Genomic DNA, 13,462 nt, shown 5'->3' with positions numbered 1-13,462 from the left:
GCGCCGCCCATGCCCGCCCCCGTCGCGCCGCCCAGGCGGGCCGTCCTCCCGGCCGCCGGGCATGCCGGCGTCGTACCCACCGGCCCCGCCCGGTTTCAGGTCACCGGCCCCGCCCGGTTCGCGCCCACCGGCCCCGCCCGGTCCCTGGCCACCGGCCCCGCCCGGCTCCTGGACCGCCGGGGTGGTGCGGCAGGCGCGGCGGAGGCCCTCTACGTACTTTTCCCACTGGCCGTCCCAGCGGCCCGACCAGCGGCGCCGGCTGCGGGCCGAGCGGGCCAGGTCCGTGGCGAGCAGGCCGAACCACACGCCCACCAGCGTCAGATGGGCGCGCTGCGGGATGCCGTGCCAGCCCGGGTGGCCGACGAGCGGGCCGACGGTCAGGACGGCGGCGGGCAGCGCCAGGGCCAGCACGCGCGGCCCCCAGCGGCGGACCAGCGGCATCCGGGGCCCCTGCACGGCGGCCCGGCTGAGGGCGGCCATCGAGGCGAAGACGAAGAAGTGGGCGAACGCGCTGGTGGCGGTGTGCCAGGGGTGGACGGCCTCGCAGCCGCGTTCCACGGAGGGGGCGCAGCTCATGGGGAGGAGGACGTCGGCCAGGGAGGACAGCCCCAGGCCGGCCAGGCAGAGCCAGCCGGCGCGGGCCCACGGCCCGTGGCCGCACGGGGTGCTCCGGGCGAGCAGGGCGCCGGCGATGACCAGGACCGCGCAGCCGCTCTCCAGGCCGCCGAGGAGGGTGCGGAAGGGCTGGTCGGCGGCGTAGAGCTCGCTGACGTAGGAGTGGCGGGGGTCGAGGCCGGTGGGCAGTACGGCTTCCAGCAGCCACCAGTTGTAGAGCAGCGCGGCGGCGGCGAAGAGGACCGCTGCCGCCGCCTCCCTTCCGGCGTAGCGGGTGGTGGGCTGGACCACGGGGTCGTAGGCGGTGCGGGCACCGGGCGTCGTGGTGTGGGGGACGTTCGGCACGGGTGGGTCCTGTTCCGGTGGGGGGCGGTGGCCTGGGCCCGTGCGTCGCACTCCCGCCCGCCGTCCGGCGCTCCCCCGGCGCGCGCCAGGGGGTGCCGCCGGGCGTGCCCTCCCGGGTGCGCGCCGGGAGGTTTCCCGGGCACGCCCTACGGGCGGACGGCGGGTGTGTGACGCCAGGGCCCAGTGCGAAGGGTCTCCCCGGCGGGTCCCGCTCCATTGGCGCGCCGGGCGGAGGCGCGCCGGGACGTCACCCGTCCGGCGCAACCGCCTCCCCTGCCCGCGTGATCACGCCATTTCCGGCAGCGGGTTTGGAGCGCGGGGAGGCGCGCGGACGACCGGCGCTCGGCCGGATGGCGCGCAGGTCCGGTCGCGGGATCGTGCGTTCACGCGGGCAATGCGGCAATTCCGGTCGGCCGGTGATCACGCTTCCGTATAGCGGCGAACGTGACTGGCTGCTTACGGACTGGTGCGGAGCGTCGTCGGACAGTTGTCATTGCCTCGTCGGAACGCAACCGTCATCGCCTCGTCGGAACGCGACTGTCGTTGCCTCGTCGGGACGGCGGCTGCCGTTGCCTCGTCGGGACGGCGGCTGTCGTTGCCTCGTCGGGGCGGAACAGGGCGTGGGACGGAACCGAGCGTGGGGAGCGGGGCGCCGCAGCGCGACCGGAGTCGCAGACGGGGCCACCTCGGCCGCGCCCCACCTCGCAGCCCGCCCCATCCGCTTCCGCGACCAGCCCCGCCACGGCCGCCCCCCCACCTCGTCACACCCGCAAATCAAGCAGCCGCCAGCCAGCCACCAAAGGAGCCCCCATGACCACCCCCGAAAACCAAGCCGCCGAAGCACTGCGCGCCGCGGCGCCGATTCTTCTGGGGGCCGGCCCGCGGGCCGCGGCCGCGGAGGCGCCGCCGCCCGGTGAGACGTGGAATCTGCCGGGCGGCACCGCCTGGGTCTATTTCGGGGAGGGCAACCGCCATCTGACCCGGCCCGTTCTGCTGGCGGACGGTTTCAACTCCGGGCCCAGCGACCTCGACCTGTCCTGGGAGCATTTCGAACGCGGCCCGTTCCCGCTGATCAGCGAACTGCGGCGGCGCGGCCGGGACGTCGTCCTGGTCGGCTACGACGAGCGCAGCGCCTCGATCCTCGACAACGCCACGGTGGCCACCGCGGCAGTCCTGGAGGCGATCGCCCGGCGCGTCGGCGGCCATCCCCTGACGGTCGGCGGCTTCAGCATGGGCGGCCTGGTCACCCGGTACGCGCTCGCCAGGATGGAGGCGGAGCGGATCGACCACCAGACCGCGGTGTACTTCTCGTACGACAGCCCGCACACGGGCGCGTGGATCCCGATCGCGCTCCAGGCGTTCGCGCACTACATCAAGAGGATCAACGCGGGCTTCTCGCGGCAGATCAACAGTCCGGCGGCCCAGCAGCTGCTCTGGCGCCATATCGCCGACTGGGACGACAAGCCGGCGGTCAGCCCGCTGCGCACGGAGTTCCTGGCGCGGCTGGCGGAGGTCGGCGACTGGCCCCGGCGGCCCCGGCTGCTGGCCCTCGCCAACGGGCCGGGCGACGGCTCCGGCAACGGCATCCGCCCCGGCGTCCCGGCCGTCATCGGCAAGGGCCTGGCCGTCGCCGGTACGGAGCTGCTCACGCAATCCGAGGGCGATGCCCGCCTGGTGGCCAGGCTGCGGGTGGTCACCCCGCCGCCCGCCAAGGAGGTGCGGACGGACCATCTGCCGGCGTTCGACGGCGCGCCCGGCGGCACGCTGGAGGGTTTCGGCATCCTCGCCGACACGCTCAACAAGCTCGTCCTGCTGGGCTACGGCGTGGAGAACCCGGTCCGCGAGCACTGCTTCGTACCGGCCGTCAGCGCCGTCGCCATCCGCGAGCCGGACACCGCCGCGGACCTCTACGCCGCGATCGACGAACTGCCGCCGGAGGAGAGCCCCTTGGACGAGTTCGTGCTCGCGTCGCAGAACGAGGGGCACACCCTGATCACCGAGGAGCTCTCCACCTGGCTCCTGGACCGCCTGCCGTAGCGGCCGTAGGGGACGCAGCTTCCGCAGCGACGGCCCGCCCCGGCCCCGGAAAACGCCGCCGGGGCGGCCCCCCTCCAAGAGGGGAACCGCCCCGGCGGACGCGATGGACGTGATCAGCCAGGAACAGGCGGATCAGAAGTCCATGTCACCGCCCGGCATGCCGCCCGGAGCGGCCGCGGCGGCCTTCTCCGGCTTGTCGGCGATGACGGCCTCGGTGGTGAGGAACAGCGCCGCGATGGAGGCGGCGTTCTGCAGCGCGGAGCGCGTGACCTTCGCCGGGTCGATGATGCCCTCGGCGATCATGTCGACGTACTCGCCGGTCGCGGCGTTCAGGCCGTGGCCCGGGGTGAGGTTGCGCACCTTCTCCACGATGACGCCGCCCTCGAGGCCGGCGTTCACGGAGATCTGCTTCAGCGGGGCCTCCAGGGCCAGCTTGACGGCGGCGGCACCGGTGGCCTCGTCGCCGTCCAGCTCCAGCTTCTCGAAGACCGAGGAAGCCTGCAGCAGGGCCACGCCACCACCGGCGACGATGCCCTCCTCGACGGCGGCCTTCGCGTTGCGGACGGCGTCCTCGATGCGGTGCTTGCGCTCCTTGAGCTCCACCTCGGTGGCGGCACCGGCCTTGATGACGGCGACGCCGCCGGCCAGCTTCGCCAGGCGCTCCTGGAGCTTCTCGCGGTCGTAGTCCGAGTCGCTGTTCTCGATCTCGGCGCGGATCTGGTTGACCCGGCCCTGGACCTGCTCGCTGTCGCCGGCACCGTCGACGATGGTGGTCTCGTCCTTGGTGATGACGACCTTGCGGGCGCGGCCGAGCAGGTCGAGACCGGCGTTCTCGAGCTTGAGGCCGACCTCCTCGGAGATGACGGTGCCACCGGTGAGGATGGCGATGTCGCCGAGCATGGCCTTGCGGCGGTCACCGAAGCCGGGGGCCTTGACCGCGACGGACTTGAAGGTGCCGCGGATCTTGTTGACGACCAGGGTGGACAGGGCCTCGCCCTCGACGTCCTCGGCGATGATCAGCAGCGGCTTGCCGGACTGCATGACCTTCTCCAGGAGCGGCAGCAGGTCCTTCACGTTGCCGATCTTGGAGTTGACGATGAGGATGTACGGGTCCTCGAGGGCGGCCTCCATGCGCTCCATGTCGGTCGCGAAGTACGCCGAGATGTAGCCCTTGTCGAAGCGCATACCCTCGGTGAGCTCCAGCTCCAGACCGAAGGTCTGGGACTCCTCGACGGTGATGACGCCTTCCTTGCCGACCTTGTCCATCGCCTCGGCGATCAGCTCGCCGATCTGCGGGTCGGCGGCCGAGATGGAGGCCGTGGAAGCGATCTGCTCCTTGGTCTCGATCTCCTTGGCCTGGTCGAGCAGGGCACCGGAGACGGCCTCGACGGCCTTCTCGATACCGCGCTTCAGGGCCATCGGGTTGGCGCCGGCGGCGACGTTGCGCAGGCCCTCGCGGACCAGCGCCTGGGCCAGGACGGTCGCGGTCGTCGTGCCGTCACCGGCGACGTCGTCCGTCTTCTTCGCGACCTCCTTGACCAGCTCGGCGCCGATCTTCTCGTACGGGTCCTCCAGCTCGATCTCCTTGGCGATGGAGACACCATCGTTGGTGATCGTGGGGGCGCCCCACTTCTTCTCAAGGACGACGTTGCGGCCCTTGGGGCCGAGGGTGACCTTGACGGCGTCGGCGAGCTGGTTCATACCGCGCTCAAGGCCGCGCCGCGCCTCCTCGTCGAACGCGATGATCTTGGCCATGTGAAGTGGTCCCTCCGGACTGATGGGGGTACCCCCTGCTCGAAGCAAGCTGAGAGCTTGGGGGAGTGAAAGCTCCGGACCGCGCTGGCGCCCGCGACGGACGGCCTGCAAACCGGGCGGTTCCTTGCCCCACCTGGCTGCGGGCCTCACCGACCCGGTCCACATTCAGCACTCTCACTCGGAGAGTGCTAACGCAATGATTAGCACTCGGCACCCTCGAGTGCAAGGTGCGGCCCCTCGGCGCGCGCGGGCGCGGCCCCCCGGCGGGCGCGGCGTCCGGGGCCTGCGGCGCGTACGGGAACGGCCCCGCACCAGGGAACGGGGCCGCCTGCCGGAACGGCGTCCGGGGCCGGCGCGCCGCGCGGGAACAGCACAGGGCCCGCGACCCCGTCTTCGGGGGTCGCGGGCCCTGTGCCCGACGATGCGGTCGGCCGCCGCCTCAGGCGGTGACCCGGACCATGTCCGCCTGTGGCCCCTTCTGGCCCTGCGAGATCTCGAACTCGACCCGCTGACCCTCCTCAAGGGTGCGGTACCCGTCCATCTGGATCGCGCTGTAGTGGACGAAAACATCCGCACCACCGTCGACCGCGATGAAGCCGTAGCCCTTCTCCGCGTTGAACCACTTGACGGTGCCCTGAGCCATGCCTAACTCCCCTATTACTGGCCCTTGCGCAGGACCGCACTCCGCGGACCCGGGTCAGACCTCACCCCCCGGGAATGGTCCGTGGGGTGTGCGCCGGAACGCGTCGACCGCCGCTGAATGTATCTGGACCACTGCCCAGCGCAACAGGTCAATCGGACGAGAATTCTGGCGCCGAAGAAACGGCCGTATATGCATAAATCCGCTATCGCGGGCCAAGTCGGGCCGGGAATAGGCCGCATAAACGACAAAACGCGCACACAACTTGCGCACAAGTCTCCGCGATCTCATATGCGTTCGGCATGCGCGCGGAGATAACCGGAGGGGGATCACCCCCATGGTATCCCCTTTCACGACACGGAATTGCCCCGTCCGTTTCGTACGGACGGGGCAATTTCCGGTCACTGCCGGGGAAGAGTTGGCGCGAATTCGATCGGCGCGCGGCGGGCAGCGCGCGGTCACGGCGCGCGGCGGGCGGCGGGCGCCCGGACCGGCGCGCCCCCGTGTCAGCAGCCTCCGGCGACCGCCGGGATGATCGACACGCCCGCGCCGTCCGGCGTGGCGGTCTCCAGGCCCTGCTCGAAGCGCACGTCGTCGTCGTTGACGTAGACGTTCACGAAGCGGCGGAGCTTGCCGGTGTCGTCCAGCACGCGGGCCGCGATGCCCTGGTGGTTCTTCTCCAGGTCGGCGATCACCTCGGCCAGGGTCGCGCCGTCGGCGGTGACCTCGGCCGCGCCGCCGGTGTACGTGCGCAGGATGGTGGGGATGCGGACCTTCACGCTCATGGTTGCTGCCTCCAGGGCTGGCTGATCGGGTTTTCGGGGGGCGGCGGGGCTCAGCCGGCCAGGCCGGCGGCGCGGAAGGCGTCGAGGTCCGGCCGGATGGTGGCGGTGGGCCCGGCGGAGACGGCGTCCAGCGTCTTCAGACCGTCGCCGGTGTTCAGCACGACGGTGGTCAGCGACGGGTCCAGGACGCCGTTCTCGATGAGCTTCCGGGTGACGCCGACGGTCACCCCGCCCGCGGTCTCCGCGAAGATCCCCTCCGTACGGGCCAGCAGCCCGATCGCGTCCACGATCTGCGGGTCGGTGACGTCCTCGACGGCGCCGCCGGTGCGGCGCGCGATGTCGAGGACGTACGGGCCGTCGGCGGGGTTGCCGATCGCCAGCGACTTGGCGATGGTGGCGGGCTTCTGCGGCCGGACCACGTCGTGGCCGGCCTTGAAGGCCGCGGACACCGGCGAGCAGCCCTCGGCCTGGGCGCCGAAGATCTTGTAGGGCCTGTCCTCGACGAGGCCGAGGGCGATCAGCTCCTTCAGCCCCTTGTCGATCTTGGTGAGCTGGGAGCCGGACGCGATCGGGATGACCAGCTGGTCGGGCAGCTTCCAGCCCAGCTGCTCGCAGATCTCGTAGGCCAGTGTCTTGGAGCCCTCGCCGTAGTAGGGGCGGAGGTTGACGTTGACGAAGCCCCAGCCCTCGCCGAGCGGGTCGCCGATGAGCTCGGAGCAGAAGCGGTTGACGTCGTCGTAGTTGCCGTCGATGGCGACCAGGTCGCCGCCGTAGACCGCGGCCATGACGACCTTGCCGGCCTCCAGGTCGTGCGGGATGAACACGCAGGACTTGAAGCCCGCGCGGCGCGCCGCGGCGCCGACCGCGCCGGCGAGGTTGCCGGTGGAGGAGCAGGAGAGGGTGGTGAAGCCGAAGGCGCGGGCGGCCTCGACGGCGATCGCCACGACCCGGTCCTTGAAGGAGTGGGTGGGGTTGCCGGAGTCGTCCTTGACGTACAGGGCGCCGGTGACGCCGAGCTCGGCGGCGAGGCGGTCGGCCTTGACGAGCTTGGTGAAGCCGGGGTTGAGGTTGGGCTTGTCGGCCACGTCGGCGGGGACGGGCAGCAGCGGGGCGTACCGCCAGATGTTGGCGGGTCCGGCCTCGATCCGCTTGCGCAGCTCCTCGGGGTCGCCTTCGGGAAGCTCGTAGGCGACTTCCAGCGGGCCGAAACACTCCTGGCACGCGAAGATCGGGCCGAGCGGGAAGCGCTGCCCGCACTCGCGGCAGGAGAGCGCGACGGCGGGACCGAGGGCGGGGGCGGTGGCGGGAGCGGATTCGGTTGCTTGCACAGCCATGGAGGCGAGGCCCTTTCTCCTCATCTTCCTCACGGCGCATCTCGCCGTGAGACGGAATTGGCACCTTCCCTAGCCGGGAGCCTCGCGCGCGCAACGTGCTGTGCCTGCGGCGGAGACCGGCTGGAGGGTTGCCGGGGCTTCAACGGGCCGTATCCCTCTGCCCCTCTGGATGAGCGGTATGGCACTGGGCGGGGCCCAGGCGTTTGTCGCGCGGTGACCCCGGCATGCGCCGGTCCTCCGCGTTGTTCAAGACTGTAACCGAAGGCACTGACAGTGGAGACAGGTCGTCCGATCCGCGAGATGGATCACAGAGCGGGCCCTTGAGTGCGGGGTCCACCGAGGAGAGTCGTAGACGTGCTGGAAGAAGTGGAGCGCTGGCTGGCCGCCCGCTCCTGGTCCGCCGCGGACCGCCCCCTGGAGCAGCTGCTGGAGGCCAAGCGCCGTACGGGCCACACGGTCAGCGTGGTGCTGCCCGCGCTGAACGAGGAGGCGACGGTCGGCGCGATCGCCGCGGCGATCCGGGCCGACCTGATGACCGCGGAGGTGCCGCTGGTCGACGAGCTGGTGGTGCTGGACTCGGGCTCCACCGACCGCACCGCGGAGGTCGCCGCAGCGGCCGGGGCGCGGGTCGTCCACCGGGACGCGGTGCTGCCCCGGATCCCGGCGGTGCCCGGCAAGGGCGAGGTGCTGTGGCGCTCGCTGCTGGTGACCGGCGGGGACATCGTCTGCTTCGTGGACGCCGATCTGCGGGAGTTCTCGCCGGCGTTCGTCTCGGGGATCGTGGGGCCGCTGCTGACCGATCCGGAGGTCCAGTTCGTCAAGGCGATGTACGACCGGCCGCTGGAGACCGGGGCGGGCGGGGCCGCGGCGGGCCAGGGCGGGCGGGTGACGGAGCTGGTGGCGCGGCCGCTGCTGAATCTGCACTGGCCGCAGCTGGCCGGTTTCGTGCAGCCGCTGGGCGGGGAGTACGCGGCGCGCCGCTCGCTGCTGGAGCGGCTGCCGTTCCCGGTGGGGTACGGCGTCGAGCTGGGGCTGCTGGTGGACGCGCTGCACACGGTGGGGCTGGACGCGCTGGCGCAGGTGGACGTGGGCGTGCGCAGGCACCGCCACCAGGGCGGCCAGGCGCTCGGCCGGATGGCCGCGGCGATCTACCGCACCGCCCAACTCCGGCTGGCGCGCGGCCATTTGGTGCGGCCGCGGCTGACGCAGTTCGAGCGCGGGGAGCGCGGTTTCGTCCCGCGGACGACGGCGGTGGACACCGAGGAGCGGCCGCCGATGGCGGAGGTGCCGGAGTACGCGGAGCGGCGGGCGGCCTGAGAGGGCGGTCCGAGCGGGCGGCCGGAAAGGGACGTTCCGCACGTTTGCGCGGGTCGGTGACGGGTTAGTGTCGCGGCATGGTCTCCGAGACGGTCTCCGAGCGCAGCAGTGCGGTCCAGCCGGGTGCGGAAGTCCTCGTGGCCTCCAACCGCGGACCGGTGTCGTACACCCTGGGTGAGGGCGGTGAGCTGACCGCCAAACGGGGCGGCGGGGGGCTGGTGTCCGGCCTCTCGGCGATCGGCCCCGAGACGGACGCGGTGTGGGTGTGCGCGGCGCTCGGGGAGGGCGACCGGGAGGCGGTGCGGCGCTTTGGCGGTCTGCTGGCCGCGGCGGACACCGGCGGCCAGCGGGTGCGGATGCTGGACATCCCGGCGGACGTGCACACCGCGGCGTACAACGGCATCGCCAATTCGGTGCTGTGGTTCGTGCACCACATGCTGTACCAGACGCCGCTGGAGCCGGTGTTCGACGCGGATTTCCGGGCCGAGTGGGCGGCGTACGAGGCGTACAACGCGGCGTTCGCGGACGCGCTGGCGGAGGCCGCGAGCCCGGGGGCGGCGGTGCTGGTGCAGGACTACCACCTGGCGCTGGTCCCGGGGCTGCTGCGGGAGCGGCGGCCGGATCTGCGGATCGCGCACTTCTCGCACACGCCGTGGGCGCCGCCGGAGTACTTCGCGATGCTGCCCGACGACGTGCGGCGGCAGCTGCTGCTGGGCATGCTGGGCGCCGACCGGGCGAATTTCCTGACCGCGCGGTGGGCGGAGGCGTTCGCGGTGTGCTGCGAGCGGACGCTGGGCCCGGAGTACGCGGTGGACCGGCCGGGGCCGGACACGCCCGATGTGCTCGCGGTCGCGCCGGAGGGCGGCGGGCGCCGGACGCTGATCGGGGTGCACGGGCTGGGCGCGGACGGGGACTTCCTGCGGGAGCGGTCGCGGCGGCCGGACGTCGAGGAGCGGATGGCGGCGCTGCGGGAGCAGATCGGCGGCAGCGACCGGAAGGTGATCGTCCGGGTGGACCGGACGGAGCTGTCGAAGAACATCGTGCGCGGGCTGCTGGCGTACCGGCGGCTGCTGGCGGACCGCCCCGAGTGGCGCGGCCGGGTGGTGCACCTGGCGTTCGCCTACCCCTCGCGGCAGGACCTGGCCGTCTACCGCGAGTACACCGCCGAGGTGTCCCGGGTCGCCGGGGAGATCAACGCGGACTTCGGGACGGCGGACTGGCAGCCGGTGGTGCTGCACGTCAAGGACGATTTCGCGCGGTCGCTGGCGGCGTACCGGCTGGCGGACGTGGCGCTGGTCAACCCGATCCGGGACGGGATGAACCTCGTCGCCAAGGAGGTGCCGGTGGTCGCCGACGCGGGGTGCGCGCTGGTGCTGTCCCGGGAGGCCGGGGCGTGGGAGGAGCTGGGCGCGGACGCGCTGGAGGTCAATCCGTACGACGTGGCGCAGACCGCGCAGGCGCTGCACACGGCGCTGACCATGCCGGACGGGGAGCGGGCGGCGCGCAGCGCCCGGCTGGCCGCGGCGGCGACGGCGCTGCCGCCGGCGCGGTGGTTCCTGGACCAGCTGCGGGCGCTCACCGGGTGAGCGGCGGGCCCGGCGGGCCTTGGCGGGTGCCCCGGCGGTAGATCGTTCCGGGGCGGGTCTAGCGTGGTGGTCCGTGACCGTTTCCCTGCTCGCCACCACCACGGCGGCGGCCGCCGCCACCGGCGCGGCCGGCCTGCCCGAGCCGACCGCCGGGCATCTGATCGGCGCCTGGCGCGCCGACCCGTACGCGCTCGCGCTGATCCTTCTCCTGGGCGGCCTGTACGCCTGGGGCGCGGTGCGGCTGGCGCGGCGGGGGGAGCGCTGGCCGGTGGCGCGGACGGTGGCGTTCGCCGGGCTGGGGCTGGGCGCGATCGCGGTGGCGACGATGTCGGGGCTGGCGGTCTACGACCACGAGCTGTTCTGGCCGGCCGCGGTGCAGAACATCGTGCTCGACCTCATCGCGCCGCTGGGCCTGGCGCTCGGCGATCCGCTGTCGCTGGCGCTGCGGGCGCTGCCGCCACAGCGGCGGGCGGCCCGGTGGCTGCGCGCCGCGGTCTCCGGCAAGCTCGTCCGCTTCCTGACGTTCCCGCTGGTCAGCACGGTCCTGGTGCTCTCCTCCGAGCTGGCGGTCTACTTCACGCCGTACTTCCCCACGGCGCTGCGGCACGGGCCGGTGCACGAGCTGATGTACCTCCAGCTGCTGGTCACCGGCAGCCTGTTCGTCCTGCCGATGCTCACCCGGGAGGAGCTGCTGCCGTCGTGGTGCAGCCATCCGGTGCGGGCGCTGCTGGTCCTGGTGGACGGGCTGGTGGACGCCGTGCCCGGGATCGTGGTGATGACCAGCGGGACGCTGATCGCGGGCGGCTGGTACGCGGCCCGGCACCGGCCGTGGGATCCGAGCCCGCAGCAGGACCAGATGATCGGCGGCGGGCTGATGCTGACCATCGCCGAGCTGGTGGGGCTGCCGTTCCTGCTCGCGGTGTTCGTGGAGTGGGTGCGGGACGAGCGGCGGAAGACGGCGGCGCTGGACGCCCGGCTGGACCGGGAGCTGGGGGAAGGGGCCGGGGCGGCGGCTTCCGGGGCGGTGGCCACCGGTACGGCGGTCAGTGGTGCGGCGGCCGGCGGTGCGGCGGTCACCGGCCCGGAAGCGGCCGTTCCGGGCCCGGAGTTGACGCGGCCCTGGTGGGAGACCGACCAGGGGCAGGTCGGCGAGCGCTTCCGGCGGGGGCGCTAGTCCCGTCGCATCACCCGTACGAGTGGTTCCGCGTACGCCTGTTGCCGTGCCTGGGGCGGGGCGGAGCGGGGTAGTCCTTGTCCATGGCATTCACCGCACGGTCCAACTCCGCACGGTGGGCCGCGGTCGCGGCCGTCACCGTCCTGGCGACCGCGGTCGCCGGGTGCTCGTCCGGCAAGGGCGGCGGCGACCCGAAGGGCGGCACCCCGCCGTCCGGGCCGTCGTCCGCCTCGGCTTCGTCCGGTTCGTCCGGTTCGGCTGGGTCCTCCGGTTCTTCCGGCGCGATACCCGTCGGCCCCGGCCCGCAGGCGGCGTACACGGTCCAGAAGCAGCCCGCCCCCGGCACCTGCCACGTCCGCCACACCGCCGACCAGCAGCCGCTGCCCGACCCCAAGTGCACCCCCGGGGCGACCAATCCGAAGGTCACCCCGCAGACCCTGAAGACCACGATCTGCCGCAGCGGCTACACCAAGGACATCCGGCCGCCGGTGAGCATCACCGGCCGCGAGAAGACCGCCAACGCCAAGTCCTACGGCTACACCGGCTCGCTGCACGACGCCGAGTACGACCACCTCATCAGCCTTCAGCTGGGCGGCGACCCGAACGACCCGCGCAATCTCTGGGTCGAGCCGCCGTCCCCGGGGCACAAGCCGGGCGCCGGGCCCAACAACCCCAAGGACGGCGTGGAGAACAAGCTCAAGGCCGCCGTCTGCTCCGGCAAGGCCGACCTCGCCAAGGCGCAGCAGGCCATAGCGCACGACTGGACGACGGCGCTGTCCTCCCTCGGCCTCAAGGACTAGCCGGCCCGCTCTCCTCCGGTGACGGCCCGGCGTCCGCCGCACCGCTCGCGCCCGGGTCCGGCCGGTGCTCGATCCGGTCGGCGAGGGCGTGGAGCAGCGCCACCACGCCCGCCGGGCCGTCCACGACCAGGTCGGCGCGGTCGGCGAGTTCGGTGACCTCGCTGCTGCCGCTGCACACCAGTACGCCGCCCATCGCGTCGGACCGCAGCTTCTCCACGGCGGCGAAGGCGGCGAGGTCGCCGAGGTCGTCCCCGGCGTAGAGGACGGACGCGGCGCCGGTCTCCTCGATCCACTCGGCGAGCGCGACGCCCTTGTCCATGCCGGGCGGGCGCAGTTCCAGCACCAGCCGGCCCGGTTCCACGATCAGGCCGTGGCGTTCGGCGAGCGCGGTGAGGGGTTCCCGCAGCTGCTCGAAGGCGCGCTGGGGGTCGGCGGCGCGGCGGGTGTGGACGGCGATGGCGCGGCCGCCCTTGCGTTCGATGGCGGTCTCGACCCAGGTGCCGTGCCAGACGCCGGAGCGGTGCAGGACGCCGGGGAGTTCGGCCTGTATGGCGGCGACGCCCGGGTGCGGGGCGGGGGCGTGCAGGGCGCCGGTGGCGGCGTCCCAGCGCTCGGCGCCGTAGTGGCCGAGGACGGCGAGGTGGTCGAGGCCCGGCAGGCCGTCGAAGCCGCCGAGGCGGACGGCGACCGCGGCCGGGCGGCCGGTGATCACCGCGACCGCGCGCAGGTGCGGCGCGAGCCGGGCGAGGGCCTCGGGCGCGCCGGGGTGGGCGCGGGCCTTGGCCGGGTCGGGGACGATGTCGGCGAGGGTGCCGTCGAAGTCGAGGGCGACGACGGCCCGTTCGGGGTGGGCCAGGAGGGCGGTGAGGCCCTCGCGGCCGGCGGGGGTGTCCGGAAGCGGGACGGCGGGGAGCGCCGGCGCGGGGTCCGGCGCCGGTTCGTGGTCCGGTGCGGCGTTCGGGGTGCCCATGGCCCCGACCCTACCGGCGCGGCACGGGCGCACGCCGGGTGTACGGGGGCACCGCGCCGCCGGGGCGCGCGCGGCGGCCCCCGGGGGCGGGGCAGCGGCGCGCC

Annotated in this window: 11 protein-coding genes and 1 riboswitch; of the genes, 5 read left to right on the top strand and 6 right to left on the bottom strand. The window is 73.3% G+C overall.

Going from position 1 to position 13,462, the window contains the following annotated elements; all coding sequences use genetic code 11:
* A partial coding sequence (locus ADL22_RS36745) for a DUF998 domain-containing protein (RefSeq protein WP_267890210.1) occupies positions 1-960 on the bottom strand: 960 nt, incomplete at its 3' end.
* A gap of 810 nt (positions 961-1,770) precedes the next feature.
* On the opposite strand from ADL22_RS36745, the gene ADL22_RS28465 reads away from it, so the two are divergent.
* Positions 1,771-2,997, top strand: a complete 1,227-nt coding sequence (locus ADL22_RS28465) for an esterase/lipase family protein (protein WP_066985997.1) — start codon at positions 1,771-1,773, stop codon at positions 2,995-2,997.
* 132 nt (positions 2,998-3,129) lie between these two features.
* On the opposite strand, the gene groL is transcribed toward ADL22_RS28465, so the two are convergent.
* From groL to thrC, 4 genes are all read right to left on the bottom strand, one after another.
* Positions 3,130-4,752, bottom strand: a complete 1,623-nt coding sequence (groL, locus tag ADL22_RS28460) for a chaperonin GroEL (RefSeq protein ID WP_066985995.1) — start codon at positions 4,750-4,752, stop codon at positions 3,130-3,132.
* 439 nt (positions 4,753-5,191) lie between these two features.
* On the bottom strand, positions 5,192-5,395 hold the full coding sequence (locus ADL22_RS28455) for a cold-shock protein (protein WP_004986573.1): 204 nt from the start codon (positions 5,393-5,395) through the stop codon (positions 5,192-5,194).
* Positions 5,396-5,898: 503 nt separating this feature from the next.
* Positions 5,899-6,177, bottom strand: coding sequence for a MoaD/ThiS family protein (locus tag ADL22_RS28450; RefSeq protein ID WP_066985992.1), 279 nt, complete (start codon positions 6,175-6,177; stop codon positions 5,899-5,901).
* Positions 6,178-6,227: 50 nt separating this feature from the next.
* A complete protein-coding gene (thrC, locus tag ADL22_RS28445; protein WP_199836397.1) occupies positions 6,228-7,511 on the bottom strand; it encodes a threonine synthase in 1,284 nt (427 codons plus the stop codon).
* Positions 7,512-7,528: 17 nt separating this feature from the next.
* Positions 7,529-7,687: riboswitch (SAM riboswitch) on the bottom strand.
* A gap of 178 nt (positions 7,688-7,865) precedes the next feature.
* On the opposite strand from thrC, the gene ADL22_RS28440 reads away from it, so the two are divergent.
* From ADL22_RS28440 to ADL22_RS28425, 4 genes are all read left to right on the top strand, one after another.
* Complete coding sequence (locus tag ADL22_RS28440) at positions 7,866-8,828, top strand: glucosyl-3-phosphoglycerate synthase (RefSeq protein ID WP_066985986.1); 963 nt, start codon at positions 7,866-7,868, stop codon at positions 8,826-8,828.
* A gap of 77 nt (positions 8,829-8,905) precedes the next feature.
* Positions 8,906-10,414: an alpha,alpha-trehalose-phosphate synthase (UDP-forming) gene (locus ADL22_RS28435; RefSeq protein ID WP_066985983.1), complete on the top strand. Its 1,509-nt coding sequence runs from the start codon at positions 8,906-8,908 to the stop codon at positions 10,412-10,414.
* Positions 10,415-10,487: 73 nt separating this feature from the next.
* Entirely contained in the window at positions 10,488-11,588 is a 1,101-nt protein-coding gene (locus ADL22_RS28430; protein WP_234430886.1) for a cytochrome c oxidase assembly protein, read from the top strand.
* Between the two features lie 83 nt (positions 11,589-11,671).
* A complete protein-coding gene (locus tag ADL22_RS28425; protein ID WP_066985980.1) occupies positions 11,672-12,388 on the top strand; it encodes a hypothetical protein in 717 nt (238 codons plus the stop codon).
* Here the strand turns inward: ADL22_RS28425 and otsB are convergent.
* A complete protein-coding gene (gene otsB, locus ADL22_RS28420) occupies positions 12,378-13,358 on the bottom strand; it encodes a trehalose-phosphatase (RefSeq protein ID WP_234430885.1) in 981 nt (326 codons plus the stop codon). The genes ADL22_RS28425 and otsB overlap by 11 nt on opposite strands.
* Positions 13,359-13,462 lie beyond the last annotated feature (104 nt).

Origin of the sequence: Streptomyces sp. NRRL F-4489, from assembly GCF_001509485.1 — a bacterium.
Lineage (GTDB): Bacteria > Actinomycetota > Actinomycetes > Streptomycetales > Streptomycetaceae > Streptomyces.
The sequence above is the reverse complement of the archived record's forward strand: the minus strand, read 5'-3'. Positions and strand labels throughout refer to the sequence as shown.

Bases quoted from the DNA above. Each gene is read 5' to 3' on its own strand.
- ADL22_RS28465 (WP_066985997.1), top strand. From the start codon at position 1,771: ATGACCACCCCCGAAAACCAAGCCGCCGAAGCACTGCGCGCCGCGGCG.
- groL (WP_066985995.1), bottom strand. From the start codon at position 4,752: ATGGCCAAGATCATCGCGTTCGACGAGGAGGCGCGGCGCGGCCTTGAG.
- ADL22_RS28455 (WP_004986573.1), bottom strand. From the start codon at position 5,395: ATGGCTCAGGGCACCGTCAAGTGGTTCAACGCGGAGAAGGGCTACGGC.
- ADL22_RS28450 (WP_066985992.1), bottom strand. From the start codon at position 6,177: ATGAGCGTGAAGGTCCGCATCCCCACCATCCTGCGCACGTACACCGGC.
- thrC (WP_199836397.1), bottom strand. From the start codon at position 7,511: ATGGCTGTGCAAGCAACCGAATCCGCTCCCGCCACCGCCCCCGCCCTC.
- ADL22_RS28435 (WP_066985983.1), top strand. From the start codon at position 8,906: ATGGTCTCCGAGACGGTCTCCGAGCGCAGCAGTGCGGTCCAGCCGGGT.
- ADL22_RS28425 (WP_066985980.1), top strand. From the start codon at position 11,672: ATGGCATTCACCGCACGGTCCAACTCCGCACGGTGGGCCGCGGTCGCG.
- otsB (WP_234430885.1), bottom strand. From the start codon at position 13,358: ATGGGCACCCCGAACGCCGCACCGGACCACGAACCGGCGCCGGACCCC.